Genomic DNA, 19,176 nt, shown 5'->3' on the forward strand with positions numbered 1-19,176 from the left:
GTTCGCCCACCTCGTCCTGACCATCCGCCACCAAGCCAGCCACATCCTGCACTGGTCCAACTTCCGCCGCCTACGCCAGGAACAAGCCCGAGCCGCCCACTACCGCAAACGACTCGAACCGCCATAAGTCACGACCCGCCGTTGCAGTATTAGCGACGTACGGCCGGGTCCGCAGCGAGAGCGGATGTGGCTGTTCCCTCTTCTCTGCTCGGTCTCCTCTGCTCGCCGGGGAGGGGCCACGACTACGGTGGCTGCCGTGACGGTGTGGGAGCTCTGGCGGCAGGACGACAACGGCAACCGAGTTCGGATGGGCGTCTTCGCTGATCGGGTGGAGGCGCTGGCGAAGGTCCTGGCGCTGGAGTCTGGTGTGGTGCACAAGCAGACCTACTGGGTCGACGGGCCACCCGGGCCGGTCTGCCGCACGAACCGCGACCTCTACCGGCGCCTTGTCTCAGAAGGCGAACGCATGAACGCCGCCACGCGCAGTTTGGACGTGTTCCTGCGTGCATGGTGGCGGGTTGCCCGGCCGCTGTGGCCGACTTCGCCGATCAGGGACCGCTGGACGAGTACGCCCGGTTCGGCATTGACGCCCCCCGGACGGCAGGATGTGTGCGAGCCACGGACATCCGCTGGTACAACTTCGACCCGCAGGCGTACCTGGAATGCGGGATGGCCGGAGCACTGGGCGGCTGGAGCGCAGACGACGGCCTACGAAAGCCGGTTCCTGGCCCCGTCGTGTCGTTGGTGAACGAACCGGAGCCGGGTGAGCACACCATCGGCTCCCTCGGCTGGGCCGATCTCGCGGAACTGGCCCGGTGCGGGCAGGAGTACGAGTAGCACGCCGCAGCCGAACTCTCGAGCGGCGCCGGGAACGGATGGCCGCGCAGGCGGCCCAGCTCGGCGAAATCGCCGGGCGGTTGGGGGCTGCGCTGACCGAGCCGGGACCCGTGCGAGGCTGGCTACCCGTGGGAGTCGTAAGTGTCCATGGCGCGTCCACCCCGGCCGACCGCGACGATCGCGGCCGGGAAGCTGCCGGGCCGTCTGCTCGCCGCGACCGTCCACCAGGTGGCTACGATGACATTGCGACCGCGTACCGGTCGCCGGGACGCTGGATCGCCGAGCACGACCGGGCGCCGGCGGACCCGGCCGAGGCGCACTACCTCGTCCCGCCCCGCGCCCGGCGCATCCGCGGCACCGCCCCCGCCAACACCGCACCCACCCCGGCCGTCGGCCGCGCTCCGCACGGAGATCGCCTGGCCGGTCCGGCCCCCGGCCGGCCCATCCGCCCAACAGCCAGGGAACCAAATGATCATCGAGGGTGTGGCGTTCCCCGCCGGCCAGCACTGCGAGACCACCACGCTCGGCGCCCTGCTGCGCCACGAGGGCATCAACCTGTCCGAACCTATGCTGTTCGGCCTCGGCGAAGGCCTGAGCTTCGTCTACTGGGACGCCAAGAGCATGGACTTCCCGTTCATCGGCGGCCGTACCAAGCCGACCGCGATCACCCGGACCGTGGCCGACCGGCTCGGCCTGAGTCTGCGCATCGAGGAGACCGCCTCGCCCCACAAGGCCTGGCGCAACATCGCCGCCGCCCTCGATGCCGGGCGGCCGGTCGGCCTGCAACTGGACTCCTACCACCTGGACTACTTCACCACGAAGATCCATTTCGGGGCCCACAACGTCGCGATGTACGGCTACGACGACACCCACGCGTATCTGGTTGACACCGCGCAGCAGGGCGGTGCCGTGACGACCACGCTGAACAGCCTGGAACGGGCCCGCAGCGCACGCGGACCGGTGACCGCCCGCAACCTCTCCTACACCATCGCAGGCCCCGCCACCCGACCCGACCTGGGCGACGCCATCCGGGCGGCCATCCGCAGCAACGCGCACGCCTTCCTCAACCCACCCATCGCCAACCTCGGCCACCGCGGCATCGGCAAGGCGGCCCGACAGGTGGCGCGGTGGCTGGACCGCTCAAGCGACCCGTCCCGCGACCTCCCGCTGGCCGCGACGCTGATGGAACGCGGCGGCACCGGTGGCGCCCTGTTTCGCAACATGTACCGCGACTTCCTCGCCGAATGCGCCACCATCGTCGACGACGACAACCTCCACCTCGGTCACCAGGCGTACGCCGAGGCCGCCCCACTATGGACCGAGGTCGCCCGCCGTATCGCGACCGCCGGAGAAACCGGCAATCCCGACCATCTGACCCGCGCCTCGAAGACCCTCACCGAACTCGCAGACAAGGAGCGCCTCGCCATGCACATGCTGGCTGCCATCCGCACCAAATAGTTACTCAAGACTGCGCGTCCGCCCCCTCGAACGCCTCACATCGGCAGCGCCGGTCGTCCGAGAGCCTGGTCGAACGCGCGCGTCGCGGCCCGAGCGTACGCTCGCGTCGCGTACCGGGTTCCCCGCCTACGGTCGCCTTGCGATGATCCGGTGGTGACCTTCTACGTGTGCTCATTCTCCAGAACATCATTGGAGGGCTGCTTGGTCATGGGTTCCTTCAGTGGGATCAGCCGCGCGGGACAGTAGCGGCGGGCAGGGTGCGGGCCAGCGGCGCCGCAGCCAACCTCTTGAAAGCGGCAGCTCTCCTGGCTGAAGATTCACGGCGATCGAAAACGCATAAACAACCTGCGCCACATCCCGACGCGTGCCTTTCTGGCGCGATTCGGGAAGAGACGGTGGGAGACCTGCACCTCGATCATGGCGCCTTCTTCGGAGATCCTGTCCGAAGAAATCCATACGGTGGCGATGATGTCGTCGCCATCGAAGCTGACTTCCGAGCCGTCCGGCGTGGTCAGGCAGGAGACAACGAGGGCGGCGCCGTCGGGCAACTCGGGGGTATCGCCGTTAGCGGCCCGTCCCCGTAACGCCGCACGGGCCACGAGCGCTGCATCGGCCTTAGAGCGACCGGCAATAGGCACCCAGGATCCGGACAGGTAGGTACCCCCAGGTACTCGTCGATTCCGATGCGGCCGCCTTCCCGGCCGAGGCCGGACTGCTTGACGCCGCCGAAGGGGGCCGCCGGGTTGGAGACCAGACCGGTGTTGATGCCGACCATGCCCACCTCCAGCTCCTCGCTCAGCCGCAGCGCCCGGTCGATGTCCGAGGTGAACACATATCCGACCAGGCCCCAGTCGGTGTCGTTGGCCAACCGGACGGCTTCGTCCTCGTCGTCGAAGGGGACGACGGGGGCCACCGGTCCGAAGATCTCGGTGGACATCAGCGCAGCGTCGACGGGGACGTCAGCCAGCACGGTCGGCAGGTAGAAATAGCCCGGCCCGGTTGGTCGCGATCCGCCGACCACGACTGACGCGCCCCGGGACACTGCGTCGTCGACCAGCTGCTGGACCGTCTGCAGCCCGGCCTGGTCGATCAGCGGGCCGACCTCCGTGCCCGGCGCCGCGCCGTTGCCGACCGTCAGGGCCGACAGGCGCTGGCCAAGCTTCCGGCAGAACTCCTCCGCCACGGAGCGGTGAACGAGGAAGCGGTTCGCGGCGGTGCAGGCCTCGCCCATGTTGCGCATCTTCGCCGTGACGGCGCCGTCAACCGCCCGGTCCACGTCGGCGTCGGCGCACACGATGAAGGGAGCGTTGCCGCCCAGCTCGAGCGAGGACCTCATCACCTTCTCACTGGCCTGCGCCAGAAGCAGCTTCCCCACGTCGGTCGAGCCGGTGAAGCTGACCTTGCGGGCGATCCCGCTCTTCATCCACAGGCTGACGACGCTGCCCGGCTCCGATGTCGGGACCACGTTGAGCACGCCGGCGGGAAGTCCCGCCTGGGCGAGGATGCCGGCCAGGGCGAGGGAGGTCAGTGGTGTCTGTTCGGCCGGTTTGAACACCATCGTGCAGCCGGCCGCGAGGGCGGGGCCGATCTTGCGGGTGCCCATCGCGAGCGGGAAGTTCCACGGTGTGATCAGGACGCACGGTCCGACCGGGCCGCGGGTCACGAGGATTCGGGTCTTCCCGTCGCCGGTGAGCGTGTGGTCGCCCCCGATCCGGACGGCCTCCTCGGAGAACCAGCGGAAGATCTCTGCGCCGTACAGCACCTCACCGCGCGCCTCGGTCAGCGGCTTTCCCATTTCGGCCGTCATGACTGTGGCCAGCTCGTCGGCCCGATCGAGGATGAGTTCGTACGCGCGGCGCAGGATCTCGCTGCGCTCCCGCGGCGCGGTCCGTGCCCAGTCCCGCTGCCGGGCGCCGGCCACCTCGATCGCCCGTTGCGCGTCGACTGGGCCGCCGTCGGCGACCTGGGCAATAATCTCGCCAGTCGCCGGGTTCTCGACATCGAAGGTACGCCCGGACGCTGACGGACCCCCCATGCGCCGTCGACGAACAGGCCGGTGTTCAACCTCGCCAGCGCTGCCGACTGGTGGTCAAGGGCTTGAGCTGCCATGGTCTTCCGTCTCCCGTGGTGGCTGTCGGACAGGGGTTCATCGGCTCGGGCGTCCGACGCCGGCGCGGCCACCGCCTGGCGAGTGCCGGCAGACGCGGGCGGCGCCGGCCAGCAGCGGCGTGCACCGCTGCACCCACCGGTAGGCCGTGACGTGATCGACCTCGATGCCGCGTTCGGCCAGCAGTTCTTCAACGTCGCGGTAGGACAGGCCGAACGCAGGTACCAGCGGACCGCGACGACGATCACCGCTGCTGGAAAACGAAACCCGGCGAACGAGGACCTCGGAGGTAGCCACGGGCGAGGACGGCCCGACGACTTCACAGCGCGAGTCTTCCCGATCTTGCCAGCGCTCACCGCAACGAAGTCCGGCGGAGGCTCACGTCGAGCCTCGCCGCTGGTCGTTCACAGCGTTGGCGTGTCGGCGATCAGCGCTCGCGTGTAGTCGTCTACCGGACGGTCCAGAACGGCGTCCACGCCTCCCCGTTCGACGATCCTCCCGTGATGCATGACCGCCATCTCCTGCGCGATGTTTCGAACGAGCGCGAGATTGTGCGTTACGAAAAGCATGCTGATGCCGAGCTCGTCCCGGAGCCGCTGGAGCAGTTCGACGATCGACGCCTGGACGGAAACGTCGAGCGCGCTTGTCACCTCGTCGCAGACCAGCACCGATGGCTCGGCCGCCAACGCGCGCGCGATGGCGACCCGCTGCCGCTCACCTCCGGAGAGCTGGTTGGGGTACCGCGAGAGTATCGAGCTGTCCAGCGAAACCTGCTCGAGACTGGCGATCATCCGTGACTCGGCTTGCCTGGCGCTGAGATCGAAGAACTGACGTATCGGTTGCTCCAAAATCATCTTGATCGTCTTGCGTGGGTTCAACGAGCTGTACGGACTCTGGAAGACGTACTGGATCGCCTTCCGTTCGTCGCGACTCCGGGATCGAACGTCGTGCGCCAGGACCTTGCCTTCCAGGCGTATCTCGCCGGTGTACTTCGAGGGGTGGAGTCCGGCGATGCAGCGCGCGAGTGTGGTCTTCCCCGATCCGGACTCGCCGACAAGAGCAAGACAGTGATGACGCTTCAGAGAGATCGAGACGTCGTGGAGGATCTGGCGCTCGCCATAGAACGCCTCGAGCCTCGGCACCTCGAGGCAGGCATCTTGCCCGCGTGGTGTGTCCAGGACGGTGCTCGCCACCGGGCGGGCGGGGGCGTTCGACTGCTGACCACTGAGCTCCTGCCAGCGCCAGCATCTGACCTCACGTCCCGATTGCGGCTGGGTGACCGGCGGGGCGTCGGTCGCACAGCGCTCCACGGCGAGATCGCACCGGGGCGCGAACGCGCAGCCGGGCGGGCGCTGACCTGGCCGCGGCGCCTTGCCATCGATCCCATGCAGCGGCCGGCGACCGGACAGGTCCGGGATCGCGGCCAGCAGGCGACGCGTGTAGGGGTGAACCGGTTGCTCGAACAGGTCGGCGCGCGGTGCGAACTCGACGATGCGTCCCGCGTACATCACCGCGACGCGGTCGGCGATGTTGGCAATCACGGCCAGGTCGTGGGTGACGTACAGCGCGGCAATCCGATGCACGCGCGTCACATGACGGATGGTCTCGAGTACGTGGGCCTGCGTGGTCACGTCCAGAGCCGTCGTCGGCTCGTCAAAGACGATGACACTGGGTCGGCACGCCAGCGCCATCGCGATGGCCACACGTTGCTGCTGGCCACCGGACAGCTGGTGCGGGTAGCTGCGCAGGAAGGATCGATCGGCGGGCAGTTTGACCTCTGCCATCATTTCCACGAGTCGGTTCCGGCGATCTTCCCGGCCGGCGCCGAAGTCATGTGCTTCCAACGTCTCGCGTAGCTGCGTCCCGATGCGGAGCGCCGGGTTCAGGGAGGCGGACGCGTCCTGAGGTACGTACGCGATGCGGGCGCCGCGTATGCGCCGGAGCCGTTCCGGGGACGCTGCGAGCAGGTTCTCGCCGTCGATCCTGATCGCGCCCGAAACAATGCGGGCGCCGCGACGCTGGTGCGCGAGCAGGCTCGTTGCGGCCGTGGTCTTTCCCGACGCCGACTCCCCGACGAGGGCCACGATCTCCCCCTCGCGAAGCGACAGGCTCAATTCCTCGTCGACCACGGTTCCGGAAGGTTCGAGGGCTACGCAAACATTGTCGACGGTGAGCACGGTGGCCCCAGCCACAGATTCCGGGGTGCGATGCACTTTGGCGGTGGTCATGATGCTCCCGTGTCGCGATCGATTCCGATGAGAACTCTGTCCAGGCCATCCGCGATGAGGTTGATCCCGACGGCCAGCACAGCTATGAGCAGGACCGGTACGGCCACCGCCCACGGCTGAAGACTGATCCCGATCCGGTTCTCGTTGATCATGAGCCCCCAGTCGGCCGCCGGCGGCGCCATACCGAATCCGAGGAACGACAGGCCTGCGATGGTCGCGATCGAATAGGTCCAGCGAAGCCCGAACTCGACGAGTAGCGGGCTCGTGATGTTCGGCACGTCGACCGCCGCGGCCCGGCATGCGTGCGCGATCTCGCACGCTTTCCGGGGCTGAGCAGCGTCTGCCGCGAGAACGGTGCGCTCATCCTGGCCGCACCGCCGTGCGAGACGCCCCGCCGCTGGACGTACCGGCCTACCACCCGTCCACCATGGGCCTCCACTGAAGCTGCCAGCAGATCGAGCTTCGCGCCGAACTCCCTGTTCTTCGCCGAGAACAGGCCTACGAGCACCCGTTGGCGCCCGCCAGCACTGAGGCCGGTGGCCCGGTCGGATCTCGCCCCACGGGGTTACGGTGCCAGACTCCCGCGGCCATCCGCCATCGGCCGTCCCGGGAGCCTGCCGGCGGTGCGCTGCCTCGCCGGCTGGCGGCGTACGGGCCAGGGCGCAGCGGCGGGGCCCTATCGCCGCAGGTCAGCCGCGCAGGGAGCCGATGCTCTTGCCAGCGGGATCTATTGCGATGCAGGTGACGTCATGGTCGCCTCTGGTCCACGCTCGCTGCGTCGGATAGAGGACGAAGAGCTCAAACGAGTCGAAGTCCGCCCTCGGGGCGTAGGACTCGAAACGGTCTTGGCAGCCCTGGTCCGCCTTCTCCAACACGTGCCCCTCGCCGGGCCACTCCCTTCCTGACAACGCGAAGGCGGCGAAGACCTCGCCCTCGTGTGGTTGTGCGCAGGGAACCGCCGGCAGACTGAGAACGTTGTTGCTCTCTTCGAGGTCGTTGACACAGTCGCCAGGACGCAACTGCCGGGCGCTCACCGAACCTCCGTCGGTCACCTCACCGGAGGGGTCGCGCTCGGCACCCGACGCGATGGCCACCACGATCAGTACGGCCAGGCCCAGCGCCCAGACACCGGAGAGCACCAGGCCCGCGATCGCCAGCCCCTTGCCGCGGTAGGGCCGGGTACGCATCTGGACGAGCGCGACAACGCCGAAGATCACGCTGAGCAGGACACCACCAATGACTCCCAGTACCAAGGATGCCACCGCGAAGCCGTTGACGCCCGGGGCGGGCGTCACCGGAGGGTCATGCTGGTAGTGCGGATACGGCTGGTAAGGCGACCTCTCGTCGCCAGGCGGCGCCGACGGGTAGGGCGCCAGCGCGGACTGACCGGGCGGATCGAGTTGAGCCACGCGGGAACCATATCAACGATCTTGGACAGGAGCAGGCCCATTGCCCTGTGCTGCTACGTGCTCTTTAGGTCGAAGGCGTCGATCTGCTCGACAGAAAGGTCAGGTGGAGGCGCCCTATCGGCGGCATGAGCGGACGTCCGGGCACTACTCGTTGATGAGCTGCTCTCGAAGAATGTCTGCGTGCCCGCAGTGCTGGGCGAGCTCGCGCAGCACGTGGAGATACACCCACCGCAGCGGAAGCGGGCCCCGACGGTGCCCGTGAAGGATGTCGTCCAGACCCAGGGATGACGTCGCATGGCGTGATGCTTCGCAGGCTTCTCGGTGTGCGTGCTGGACGGAGGCGATCGTGTCGTCGTCATCGAGGATGAACGACTCGTCCGACGTCGCAGGGATGCCGATCTCAGCGCGCGACCGGCATGTGACGGCTTCGTCGAACCAGACCCTCTCGACGAAGGTCGCGTGCTTCACAAGACCCAGCAGCGTGGTCCGGGAGGCCACCAACGATCGGCGCGCCTGTTCCTCTGTCAGCCCGTCCAGGCAGCCATTGAGCGCGCCGCGGTGCTCGTCGAGGAAAGCCTCGAACTGGGCACGGGCCGGCAGTGCGACGACCTGGTCGGCGAAGGTAGGCGGGTAGGAAGGCATGGGCGAAGCATTCCAGACCATGGCCCAGGAGCAACTGACGGACGTCGGCACGACCGGTCGGTTGACTCACCGGTCTCGCAGGTGCGGCCCCCTGACGCCCGATCGGCGGCAGATGAGGGTGCCTTTCCCTCAATGGACATGTGCATGATGTGGGCCTGTTGGTGGATACGCTGACCGCGGGTGGTGGAGCTCCACCAGAAGCGCGGGCACGACGTCACCAAGCTCTCCGACCTGCGGCGCCTCGACCTCGAGCAGATCCACGCGGTCCGCGGGCGGGCTTTGAGCTGGTACTACCCTGCTACCGCCGCGGTCTCGGGGATGGGTGCGGGGCTGGTGATCTCGGGAGGCGAGCTGGCTACCGCGGTCTCCGGCGGCGCCGCGGCGGCGCCGTCGGGAGGTGCCATCGTCAGCGCTTTCGCCGGCGACGCCGCCGTCGTCATCGGACTCGCATCCCGCGCGGTCGGCCATGTCTCGCTGCTGTACGGCTACGACCCCGAAGAGCCAGCCGAGAAGCTCTTCGTGCTGTCCGTCGTCAACGCCGGGACGGCCGCGTCCGTCGGCGCGAAGAGCGCCGCCTTCGCCGACATCTCGCGCCTCACCCAGGCGCTCGTCCGCGGTAAGACGTGGAAGGTTCTGAACGATTCGGTCGTCGCCCGGATCGCCAAACGGTTCGCGGAGGCGGTCGGGCACACCCTCACGAAGAAGGGCCTCGGCAAGGTCGTGCCGGTAGCCGGAATCCTGGTCGGCGGCACCCTCAACTGGACCACTCTGGAGGGAATCGTCGACACCGCCGAAATGGCGTACCGGCGCCGGTTCCTGCTGGAGAAGTACCCTCAGCTTCTGGACGAGGGACCAATCGAAGCCTTCGTCGTTGAGGACACGGACGACCCGGACGACGTGGTCGACGACGGGTTCAGCGTGCTCGGCGAACTCGCCGTGGAGGGCGGACCCGACCTGCGCTGAATCCGGAGCGGGCCGCCTACGGCATCCCGCAGCCCTTGATCCTGATCTTCTTCCCTGGACGAGAGGAATGATCGATCAAGGGCTGCGGCCATGATCGCCCGGGGGTGATGCAACCGACCCCGGGTTGAAGACCAAGTTAGACCTGATGCGCCCCCGGCCGCCCGGATTCGACGAAGAACGATCCGAACGTCGACTCCGGCGCGTCCGCCCGGCTCACGGTGGTCACCATCTGCAGGTCCGTCCGCATGCCCAACGCGTCCAGCTTGCAGCGCACGTAGCCGCGGCGGTCCCCGTCGAAGAACTTGATGTGCGGATTGAAGCCGATCATCGGACCGTAATAGGGGCCGTAGACATTGCCGTCGCCGTTGCTGGAGATCGACGTCCCGACGAACTCGGTCGCCACCACCGGCGACTGCGGGTCGTCGAAGTCCCGCAGGATGTCGTTGACGAACGTGGAATGCCAGTCACCGGTCACGACGACGGGGTTCGACACCTGGTGGCGTACCCACGCCTCGGTGAGCCGGTTCCGTGCGGCCGGGAAGCCGTCCCACGCGTCGTGCCACAGCCGGTCGCCCGCGGGCCCGTCGTGGTCGAGGCGCGCAAGCATCACGTTGCTCGCGAGCACGTTCCACTGCGCCGACGACGCCGCCAGGCCGTCATAGAGCCATCGCTCCTGCTCCGTGCCCAGCATCGTCACCTCCGGGTCGTACGCCTCGGCGCAGGCGTCCGCCTCGCCCCACCCGCACGGCGGGATGCTGCGGTACTGCCGCCCGTCGACGACGTCGATCTGCGCCAGCCGGCCCCACCGCAGCCGACGGTAGATCCGGGGACCGTTCGGGCCGGGAGCCGCGGGCGCCCGCACCGGCTGGTGCTCGTACCAGGCCTGGTAGGCGGCCGCACGTAGGGCGCCGATGTCACCCTCGTACTGCGACTGCGTGTTGGCGTAGTCGTTCTGCACCTCGTGGTCGTCCCAGGTGACCGCCCAGGGGAAGCGCGCGTGCGCGGCCTGTAGATCCGGGTCGCTCTTGTAGAGCGCGTACTGCATCCGCCAGCGCTCCAGCTCGCGGGGCGCGTTGCGCAGGATCGACGGCGTGGGCGTACGCCGATAGCCGCCGTTGGCGGGGATGCCGCCCTCGTAGACGTAATCCCCGAGGTGCAGGACGAGGTCGAGGTCCTCCTGCGCCATGTGGCGGAAGGACGGGTAGTAGCCGCTGGTCCAGTTCTGGCAGGACGCGAACGCGAAGGCCAGCGACCCGACCGCGGCGCGGACGTCCGGCGCGGTCCGGGTACGGCCTACCGGCGACACCTCGCCGCGGTAGCGGAAGCGGTAGAAGAACTCGCCGTCCGGGCGCAGTCCGTCGACCTCGACGTGCACGGAGTGCGCCAGCGACGGCAGCGCCCGCGCGACGCCCTCCCGGACGATCCGGCGGAACTGGGCGTCCTCGGCGACCTGCCAGTCGACGGAGACGGCCTTCGGCGGCATGCCGCCGCCCGGCTCGAACAGCAGCGGGACGAGGCGGGTCCAGAGTACGAAGCCCGAAGACGTCGGGTCGCCGCTGGCGACGCCGAGCTGGAACGGATAGTCGGCCGGGCGGGGCGCGGCAGTGGCCTCGCCCGCGGACAGCTGAGCGAACGCGGCGGCGCCCGCCACGGTCGCGACACCCGTGAGGAAACGTCGCCGGTCGACGGACGCGGCCTGGTCATGCAGGTGGGAACGGCTCATGCCGGATAGGTGTAGCGGATCGCTGTGGCCAACGGGTGGCCGTCCGGTGAGCATCCGGCGGTCCCAGCGCGGCGCCACTGTTGAATGCTCACCTGGCGAACCGCCGTGGTGGCCGGCAGGTTCGACAGCCAGTACGTGGCTGATCGCCGATTGGCCGGCCGGCCAATCGGCGATCAGCCACGTCTCGGGCAGGTCGTGGTCGCGGTGGGCGGCCAGCAGGACCCGACCGGACGGACGCGGAGGAACACGAACCGGAACGCATCTTCACCGGCTTGCCCGCGCGAGTGCGGGAACCGTCCCGCCAGGTGACCGTCCGGGCTGCGTCGGGGCCGACGGATGCGATCAGGTCTCTGACCGAGACGACCCCGTCCCGGTAGCGCCGTTTCGATCGTCGTCCCACCCCACGGTACGGGGGTGCGGTCCGCACCGCGCTCCGCCTCGCGAACATCCACATCGGATGCGACGAGTCAATTCCCCGGACGGCCACCAAACTAGAGCGAAGCGTGACAAAATACTACTAGTTGCCGCCGCGGTTCAGCCAGGCGCGGACTGCGCCGCCGTCGTAGACGACCAGATAGTCGGCTTTGCCGTCACCGCTGATGTCGGCGAACTGGACGTACTTGCGGGGATAGTTGGACGCGTAGGCCCAGTTGTAGCGGGCCTCGAAGCTACCGTTGCCCCCGCCACCACGGTTGAGGAAGGCGTGCACCGCGCCGTCAATGCTGACCTGCAGGTAGTCGGCCCGGCCATCGCCGTCGCCGTCGGCGAACCGCACGGCTTCCAGCGATGAGCCCTGGGGGCCGCCGGCCCAGTTGAGCCACAGCCGCCACTCTTGGGGCACTGGATCGGTGGAGGTCCACAGGTTGACGTACGCGTGGACCGCTCCCTCCGCGCTGACCCGCAGGATGTCGTCGCGCTTGTCCCCCGTGACGTCCGCGAAGCGGAGGTTGTTCCGGTTGAACGACGCCTCGCTGAAGACGATTCCCGCGTGGACGAACCTGAGCTGGTTACCCGACCCGGGGTAGTTGAGGAAGGCCCGTACCTTGCTGTCGGAACTGACCGCGAGGTAGTCGTCGCGTCCGTCCCCGTTTATGTCGGCGAACCGGACCTCTTCCCCGAGGACGTCGACCGTTCCGGCTCCCGGGTCGTACGTGCCCACGTCCACCCAGTCGGGTTGCCCGGGTGTACCGACGGTGTTCACCGATGCGCGGAACTTGCCGTCTTGACCGACCTGAAGGTAGTCGGCCCGCTGGTCGCCATTGAGCTCGGTGATGATCGTGCGGCCTAGGTTGACACCGTAGCCGGGGGCGATCACGCCCAGCGCGCGCCATCCCTCGCCGAGAAAGGCGTCGCAGACGGCGGGGGCCTGCTCGGCCAGCGGGGTCTGAAGCCAGCCCTTGGCGTTCGCCTCAAGTACGGCTTCGTACCAGGCGTCGGCCATCTTGGCGTAGCCCGCGTCCGTCGGGTGTGCGTCGTTCTCCAGTCCGTCGCTGACCAGCACCCGACTCATGTCCACCAGCAGGACGTGCTTGCCCTCGCGCTGCAGGTCGTCCACCACGCCGGGCAGCGCTGCGTTGTATGCGTCGATGCGCGGCTGCAGCCCGGCCTTGCCGGTCGGGATGAGCTTGGCGGCCAGCACCGTGGCACGGGGTGAGTCCGCCAGCGCCTGGTTGATCAGATTCTTGAGCCGGGTAGGCGCGGACGACAGGTAGTAGTCCTGATTCATGTCGTTGGTGCCGGCGTGCAGGGTGATCACGTTCGGCTGATACTGCGGCACGCTGCAATCGGCGAAGGCCGCGATCTCGTCGATCCGGTCGCCCGGGTGGCCCTCGTTGTCGGGGTCACTCATCGAGCCGGCCTGCACCGACCCGACGAAGTCAACGCCCTGCGCGCTGTTTTTCAGGTAGTTGTACAACTCGTCGCGGTAGCCGTTCCCGTCGGAACTCTCCAGACCATAGGTGATCGAGTCGCCGAGCGGCATCACCCGCAGCGTGACCGGAATCTGGCCCGTCAGGGACTGGGACGCGTCCAGCGTCAGGGTGACCGACTCCTCCTCCGCAGCCAAGGAGAACGTCCCGATGGAGCTGGTCGGCACGGCGAGCAGCGGCTCCGCCGCCGCTGTCGCCGGGGGTGTCAGGCTCAGTAACGGAGCCGCCACGATGGACATGACCAAGGCCGCGCGGCTAGTCGTTCTTTGAGTATTCACGTACACCTCCACTTTTGGGAGTTGAGTGTCGCCAGCCTAACTTGATCTTCAAGCCGGGAAGCAGGACCAAGGGCTGCGGGATGATCAGTGTGCATGACGCCGGCGTGGAAGCGCGGTGGGGGACCTCGCGACGTTCCGTACGAAACTACATCGCTGTCTGAGCGCCAGAGCTGATGCGTTGTTCGAGTTGGCCTACGCGGTGTTGTGCGCGGATGGGCCGGTACGGTCGCTGCCGGCCTTGTCCCTGGTGACGGAGCGCCGAAACCCACCCGACCAGGACCCGGCCACCCACCCGGACGACCCAACCGCCATCCCACCCGCCGCTACGACGTCCACATCGCCACCAGCAGCGCGACCGGGAAGACAACCTCTTCGAAGAAGAAAACGGCCAATCCCCGGCCGCGCCACACAGATTGAAAATCAAGCTGGGCCGCGTTTCAAAGGCGGGTGCGCTGGTGGGTGCGGCCGTGGCGTATCGTTGATCGATAAGTACTGATGTCTACGGCGGCTAGTTCATCGACCAAGAAGAACTTCAGACCGGAGACCTCGCGGCCACCATGCCGACGAGGCGGCACGACCTGACCGACCGGCAGTGGACGGCGCTGCAGCTGTCCACTTGACGGCCCCGCGTGTCGTAGGCCCTCCACGACATCCGGCCCGGCGAGGTGAACACTTCCCGCTGCACGGCATTCCGGTCTGGGCCTCATCCCCTGGCGCCCGCTCGCAACCGGCCTGCTCGGCGGAGCGCTGTGCAAGGCCAGTGAGGGCCGGCGAGCCAGGGAGCACATGCTGCAGCAGATCGACCAGCACCGGTCACCACTGCGGGCAGACAAGCGGCTGTGCCGCGAACTCCACGAACGACCGGCCGACGAGGTGTCGCCGAGGGCGACCGGCGGCAGATCGCCAGTCACGAACGGTTACTGCTCACCGGCGCCCCATCACCCTCAGCACCTGGTCGCGGTCTCCGTCGGGCAGCGCCGGTCGGTGCGGATCGACCGCCTGGCTCGCTGGGATCCGCCCTTCCTCGGCGGCGATCCAGAGCATGCGCTGCACGTACCCGTCCATCGGTTCGGTGAAGGTGACCCCGGCGAGCCGGTCGAGGTCGGCGGCGGCGACGACGAACTCGTCGTACCGCTTGTCGGCGAAGGCCCGCAGCACCACAGCCGTGACCGGGACCGCGGCCGCGGCGAGGCCGACCAGGGCCGCCTCCGCCCCCCAGAGCAGCGACGGTCCGAACATCCGGTCCTCGCCGGTGACCGCGAGCCGGTCGGCCCGGTGGGCGGCCGCCAGGGCCGCCTGGCAGGCGAGCGCGTCGTGCAGCCGGGCCACCTTGACCCCGGCGACGCCGGGATGCGCCAGCAGCGCGGCCAGTTTCGCCGCCGGATACGGCCGGGTGTAGAGGTCGAAGGCGAGCATCGGCAGGCCGGCGGCCCGCCAGACGGCGTCGTGGTGGGCGACCGCGTCGCCGTCGACGGGGAAGACCAGGACGCCGGCCGCGCCGTGGGCGGCCGCCCGGGCGGCCTGGGCGGTGACCTCGTCGGTGTGCTCCCCCGGCCGACCGCCCACGCCTACGATCACGGGCACCCCGGTGTCGACGGCGCACCGGATGACCAGGTCGCGGGTAGCCAGGTCGAGGTAGGGGCCGCGCCCGGTGTGGGCGCAGACGGCGAGGGCGTCGGCGCCGTCGGCGACCAATCCGCGCAGGTAGCGGTCGAGCACCGCCGGGTCGACCACCCCGCCGGAGTCCATCGGGGTGGCGGTGGCGGCGATCAGCCGCCAGCGCAGCCGGTCGCGCAGCGCGGCGGCGGCCGGGGCGATCACGCCGTCACCGCCGCCCGCACCGCCCGGGAGACCTCCTCGACGTGCTCGTCGGTGTGCCGCTCGCTCCAGTCGATCACCGGCAGGGTCTGGTCGACCATTCGCTCGGCGGTCGGGAACGCGCCGGGCCCGTAGGTCGGCGGCACGGTGAGCGGGAGGCGGGACGCGCCGTGGCCGGGCACCCCGGCCTGCGCCGGCGCGTCGAGCGTGCCCGACTGGAGCACCCGGGTGACCATGGCCAACTCCTCCGCGCCGATGGCATGGCCGCGAGCGGTGGCCACGCTGGGATACGACAGGCGCCCTTCCGGGCTACAGTATTACCGGACCCGACCGTAATCTTGAGCTGCGGGCAATGCAACCCCCGACAGGAGGCAACGGTGACCATCGAGATCGGGGTCGTCGGGCCACACGACCTGGTCGACGACGTGGCCGCTACCTGCGAGGAGCAGCCAGGCGTCACCGCCCGCCGGCTACCCTACGACCACGAGTCGCAGGCCTCGGCGATCGTGGAGGCGCACGGCGGCCAGGTGGAGGCGTGGCTGTTCACCGGCGTGGTGCCCTATGCCCTGGCCCGCGAGGCGAACGTGCTGCACCGGCCCGCCGCCTTCGTCGACTACACCGGGGCGACCCTGCTCCAAGCCGCGGTGCGGCTGCTGTGCGACGGGCACGACGTGACCCGCGCCTCCATCGACACGGTCACCAGCGCGGACGTCGGCGCGACCTTCGGCGAGGCGGGTCTGTCCATGGACCGGATCCGCTCCCTGCCCTATCGCAGCGGCCTCACCTCCGACGATCTGATCGCCTTCCACCGCCGCCAGCGCAAGGCCGGCGCGCAGGTCGCGGTGACCTGCGTCAGCTCGGTCTATGAGGCGCTGCGCCACGAGATGCCGGCGTTCCGGCTCGCCCCGTCGAACCATTCGGTCCGCACCGCCCTGCGCCAACTGCTGCTGCACGCCACCAGCCAGGCTCAGGAGGACGCGCAGATCGCACTCGGCCTGGCCCGCCTGCCCGGCGACGACGGGCTGCTCCGGGAGGTGGCCACACTCGGCGGCACCCTCGCGCGGTTCACCCCAGACACGTACCTGATCGTCACCACCCGCGGGCCGCTGCACGACGCCACCGGCGGCTTCACCGCTCTGCCGATGCTGCGCCGACTTGCCGACCGGCACGACACCGTGCAGATCGGCTTCGGGCTCGGACGCAGCGCGGCGGAGGCGGAGAACCTCGCCCGACGCGCGCTGAGCCGGGCCCGTCGGGTCGGCCCCGCCACCGCAGTGCTCTCCCTGCGCGGCGACACCGACATCGTGCTGGAGTCGTCCACGCCGGCGCCGCAGCCGGCGGAGGTCAATCTGACGGTCATCGCCCAGCGGGTCGGCCTGTCGGTGCCCACGCTGCTGCGGCTGCGCGAGGTGCGCACCGCCGCCGGAACCGAGCCGCTGACCAGCCGGGAGGTGGCCGACCAGCTCAAGGTGCAGCAGCGCACCGCCCGGCGGATGCTGCACCGGTTGGAGTTGGCCGGCCTGGCCGAACGCACCGGCCAGCTTGCCGCCGGCACCAGCGGCCGCCCGCTGACCCTCTACCGCCTGACCCTGTGACGCGGGGCCCGGCCCGCGACGAAGGCGCGGGCCGGACCGTCTCAGCGCAGATCAGCTCAGCCACTCGTCCAAATGCTCGGCGACGAAGTCGTCGTCGCGCAGATGCGGGTACGCCCGGTGCACCCGGTCGAGTTCGGCCAACTGCCCCGGCGAGAGTTCCTCGGCCGGGTCGAGGCACCAACGGCCGGCCAGGAGGCCCTGCCGGCGCAGCACCTCGTGGATGCCGGGGATGCAGCCGTGGTAGCCGTTCGCGGCATCGAAGATGGCGGCGTTGGCGTCGGTGAGGTGGCCATCGAGGGTGAGCAGCCGGCGCAGCGCGGCGTCGTCCCCGGCGCGGGCGTGCCGGGCGTCGTCGAGCAGGCCGACCGCGGTCTTCGCCCAGACCGCCCACTGGCCGAGCAGCCCGCCGACGAACTCGACCTCCACCGGCCGGCCGTCCACCATGACGCGGTGCGGGGCGACCAGGTCGGCGAGGATGTGGTCGTCGTTTCCGGTGTAGAGCGCCAGGTCGCCGTTCCGGCCGCCGGCGCAGACGCCGTGCAGGACGTCCAGGGTGCGGTACCGGTCGAACGGCGCCACCTTGATCCCGACCACCGTCTCGAGTGCGGCCAGCCGGGCCCAGAAGTCGCGGGACAGCGTTCGCCCGCCGACGGCGGGTTGCAGGTAGAAGCCGATCACCGGCAGCACCTCGCCGACCACGCGGGCCCGCTCGACGAGACCGTCCTCGTCGAGGCCCGAGTACGGGGACAGCAGCAGCATGTGGTAGCCGAGCGAGGCGGCCAGTTCGGCCTCGGCGACCGCCTGGGCGGTGTCGCCGCAGGCGCCCGCCACCAGGACGGCGTCCGAGCCGGCTGCGGTCTCGGCGGCCAGTTCCAGCACCGGGGCGAGCAGCCCCACCTTCGGGTCGTGGATGGCGAACTGGGTGGTGTGCACCCCGACGGCGACTCCACCGGCGCCCGCAGCGAGGTAGTAGCGGGTCAACGCCCGCTGCCGGCGCTCGTCGAGCTTACGGTCGGCGGTCAGGGCGAGCGGGTGGGCGGGGATGACGCAGCCACGCTGGAACCGGGCCAGGGCGGCTGCCTGCCGGCTGCTCGATGCGGTCAACACGGTCTCTCCTAGAAGTTGCCGTCGCGGCGCTGAAAACCCGTCGGCTTGCCCAGCAGGGGAAGGCCCTCGGCGACCCAGTCCGCCGTCAGGTCGATCAGCTCGGCGACCGGAACGTCCGGGTAGCCGAAGAGCCGGTGGCAGAGCTGAGCGTTGGACAGCAGCGCGGTCGGCGCCTCGGTGCCGGTGAACACCGGCTCGCGGCCCAGCCGGGCGGCGAGGGCGGTGGCGGCCTGACGGACCGAGACCAGCTCGGGCCCGGTCAGGTTCAACACGAACGGCGGTGTCCGCGTGTGGTGCAGGGTGCGCAGGGTCACCTCGTTGGCGTAGCCCTGCCAGACGATGTTGGCGTGCCCCATGGTGAGGTCCACGGGCTCGCCGGCGTGGACAGCTCGGGCGATGTCGACGAGGACGCCGTAGCGCATCTCGACGGCGTAGTTGAGCCGGACCAGCGCCAGCGGGGTGTCGTCTCGCACCGAGAAGTGGGTGAAGATACGTTCCCGGCCCAGGCACGACATGGCGTACTCGCCGACCGGCTGCACCGGGGTCTGCTCGACGCAGCCTCCGGAGGTCACCGGCACCAGCGGGTAGACGTTGCCGGTGCTCAGCGCCACCAGCCGGGCCCCGGCGAAGCGCTGCGCGACGCGTCCGGGTAGGTAGGCGTTGGTGGCCCAGGTGGCGTGCTCCCGGCCGGTGGTGCCGAACTTCGCGCCGACCAGGAAGACCACGTTCGCCGCGTCGGGCAGGGCGGCCAGTGCGACGTCGTCGGTGACGTCCGCCTCGACCACCGTCGCGCCCTCGTCGCGCAGCGCGTCGGCCAACCCCACCTCGGAGAAGCGGGACACCGCGATGACGCGGGCGCCGGTGCCCGCCGCCGCCACGCCGCGCAGCGCCAGCCGGACCAGGCTCGGCCCCAGCTTGCCGCCTGCTCCGAGGATCAGGATATCGCCGTCGAGCTTGCGCAGGTCGTCCACGAGGACGTCCCGCGGACGCGAGAGCCGCTCCTCCAGCTCCGCCACCGTACGCATGCCACCACACCCCTTCCGGATTAACGGTCGTGACCGTAACCTCCGGCCGCAGGGGCGT

16 protein-coding genes and 1 pseudogene are annotated in these 19,176 nt (G+C 69.5%); 4 read left to right on the plus strand and 13 right to left on the minus strand.

Annotated features, from left to right (window positions below; translation table 11 throughout):
* The first annotated feature begins 609 nt into the window (after positions 1 to 609).
* Positions 610 to 837, plus strand: a complete 228-nt coding sequence (locus tag ACGFIZ_RS23780) for a hypothetical protein (protein ID WP_393422587.1) — start codon at positions 610 to 612, stop codon at positions 835 to 837.
* A gap of 468 nt (positions 838 to 1,305) precedes the next feature.
* On the plus strand, positions 1,306 to 2,295 hold the full coding sequence (locus tag ACGFIZ_RS23785) for a BtrH N-terminal domain-containing protein (protein WP_393422589.1): 990 nt from the start codon (positions 1,306 to 1,308) through the stop codon (positions 2,293 to 2,295).
* A gap of 317 nt (positions 2,296 to 2,612) precedes the next feature.
* Here the strand turns inward: ACGFIZ_RS23785 and ACGFIZ_RS23790 are convergent, their stop codons facing one another.
* From ACGFIZ_RS23790 to ACGFIZ_RS23820, 7 genes and pseudogenes are all read right to left on the minus strand, one after another.
* A complete protein-coding gene (locus ACGFIZ_RS23790; protein ID WP_393422591.1) occupies positions 2,613 to 2,843 on the minus strand; it encodes a hypothetical protein in 231 nt (76 codons plus the stop codon).
* The gene (locus ACGFIZ_RS23795) at positions 2,807 to 4,330 is read right to left on the minus strand and encodes an NAD-dependent succinate-semialdehyde dehydrogenase (RefSeq protein WP_393422593.1); all 1,524 of its coding nucleotides are present in this window, start codon (positions 4,328 to 4,330) and stop codon (positions 2,807 to 2,809) included. Before ACGFIZ_RS23795 ends, ACGFIZ_RS23790 begins: the two co-directional genes overlap by 37 nt.
* Positions 4,331 to 4,513: 183 nt before the next feature.
* Positions 4,514 to 4,650 (minus strand): annotated as a pseudogene (locus ACGFIZ_RS23800) (IS6 family transposase); the annotation flags it as partial.
* A gap of 156 nt (positions 4,651 to 4,806) precedes the next feature.
* Positions 4,807 to 6,630 carry a dipeptide ABC transporter ATP-binding protein gene (locus ACGFIZ_RS23805; RefSeq protein WP_393422595.1) on the minus strand — a complete coding sequence of 608 codons (1,824 nt, stop codon included), beginning with the start codon at positions 6,628 to 6,630 and terminating at the stop codon, positions 4,807 to 4,809.
* The gene (locus ACGFIZ_RS23810; RefSeq protein ID WP_393422597.1) at positions 6,627 to 6,908 is read right to left on the minus strand and encodes an ABC transporter permease subunit; all 282 of its coding nucleotides are present in this window, start codon (positions 6,906 to 6,908) and stop codon (positions 6,627 to 6,629) included. Before ACGFIZ_RS23810 ends, ACGFIZ_RS23805 begins: the two co-directional genes overlap by 4 nt.
* A 411-nt stretch (positions 6,909 to 7,319) precedes the next feature.
* Positions 7,320 to 8,039 (minus strand): septum formation family protein, encoded by a 720-nt coding sequence (locus ACGFIZ_RS23815; protein WP_393422599.1) that lies wholly within the window; start codon positions 8,037 to 8,039, stop codon positions 7,320 to 7,322.
* Between the two features lie 144 nt (positions 8,040 to 8,183).
* Positions 8,184 to 8,681: a DinB family protein gene (locus ACGFIZ_RS23820; RefSeq protein WP_393422601.1), complete on the minus strand. Its 498-nt coding sequence runs from the start codon at positions 8,679 to 8,681 to the stop codon at positions 8,184 to 8,186.
* A gap of 180 nt (positions 8,682 to 8,861) precedes the next feature.
* Here ACGFIZ_RS23820 and ACGFIZ_RS23825 point away from each other — a divergent pair, with 180 nt between their 5' ends.
* Positions 8,862 to 9,644 (plus strand): EcsC family protein, encoded by a 783-nt coding sequence (locus tag ACGFIZ_RS23825; RefSeq protein ID WP_393422603.1) that lies wholly within the window; start codon positions 8,862 to 8,864, stop codon positions 9,642 to 9,644.
* Between the two features lie 136 nt (positions 9,645 to 9,780).
* Here the strand turns inward: ACGFIZ_RS23825 and ACGFIZ_RS23830 are convergent, their stop codons facing one another.
* The 4 genes from ACGFIZ_RS23830 to ACGFIZ_RS23845 form a co-directional block, all read right to left on the minus strand.
* Positions 9,781 to 11,367: an alkaline phosphatase D family protein gene (locus ACGFIZ_RS23830; protein WP_393422605.1), complete on the minus strand. Its 1,587-nt coding sequence runs from the start codon at positions 11,365 to 11,367 to the stop codon at positions 9,781 to 9,783.
* A gap of 517 nt (positions 11,368 to 11,884) precedes the next feature.
* Entirely contained in the window at positions 11,885 to 13,585 is a 1,701-nt protein-coding gene (locus ACGFIZ_RS23835; protein WP_393422607.1) for an FG-GAP-like repeat-containing protein, read from the minus strand.
* A gap of 912 nt (positions 13,586 to 14,497) precedes the next feature.
* A complete protein-coding gene (locus tag ACGFIZ_RS23840; protein ID WP_393422609.1) occupies positions 14,498 to 15,394 on the minus strand; it encodes a dihydrodipicolinate synthase family protein in 897 nt (298 codons plus the stop codon).
* On the minus strand, positions 15,391 to 15,672 hold the full coding sequence (locus ACGFIZ_RS23845; protein WP_393422611.1) for a hypothetical protein: 282 nt from the start codon (positions 15,670 to 15,672) through the stop codon (positions 15,391 to 15,393). Before ACGFIZ_RS23845 ends, ACGFIZ_RS23840 begins: the two co-directional genes overlap by 4 nt.
* A 96-nt stretch (positions 15,673 to 15,768) precedes the next feature.
* On the opposite strand from ACGFIZ_RS23845, the gene ACGFIZ_RS23850 reads away from it, so the two are divergent.
* Complete coding sequence (locus ACGFIZ_RS23850; protein ID WP_393422613.1) at positions 15,769 to 16,986, plus strand: hypothetical protein; 1,218 nt, start codon at positions 15,769 to 15,771, stop codon at positions 16,984 to 16,986.
* Positions 16,987 to 17,037: 51 nt separating this feature from the next.
* On the opposite strand, the gene ACGFIZ_RS23855 is transcribed toward ACGFIZ_RS23850, so the two are convergent.
* Together ACGFIZ_RS23855 and ACGFIZ_RS23860 are read right to left on the minus strand one after the other, a co-directional pair.
* Positions 17,038 to 18,093: a dihydrodipicolinate synthase family protein gene (locus ACGFIZ_RS23855; protein ID WP_393422615.1), complete on the minus strand. Its 1,056-nt coding sequence runs from the start codon at positions 18,091 to 18,093 to the stop codon at positions 17,038 to 17,040.
* An 8-nt stretch (positions 18,094 to 18,101) separates the two neighbouring features.
* Positions 18,102 to 19,118 (minus strand): NAD-dependent epimerase/dehydratase family protein, encoded by a 1,017-nt coding sequence (locus ACGFIZ_RS23860; protein WP_393422617.1) that lies wholly within the window; start codon positions 19,116 to 19,118, stop codon positions 18,102 to 18,104.
* Between the last annotated feature and the right edge of the window lie 58 nt (positions 19,119 to 19,176).

Source organism: Micromonospora sp. NPDC048830 (genome assembly GCF_043198215.1).
Lineage (GTDB): Bacteria > Actinomycetota > Actinomycetes > Mycobacteriales > Micromonosporaceae > Micromonospora.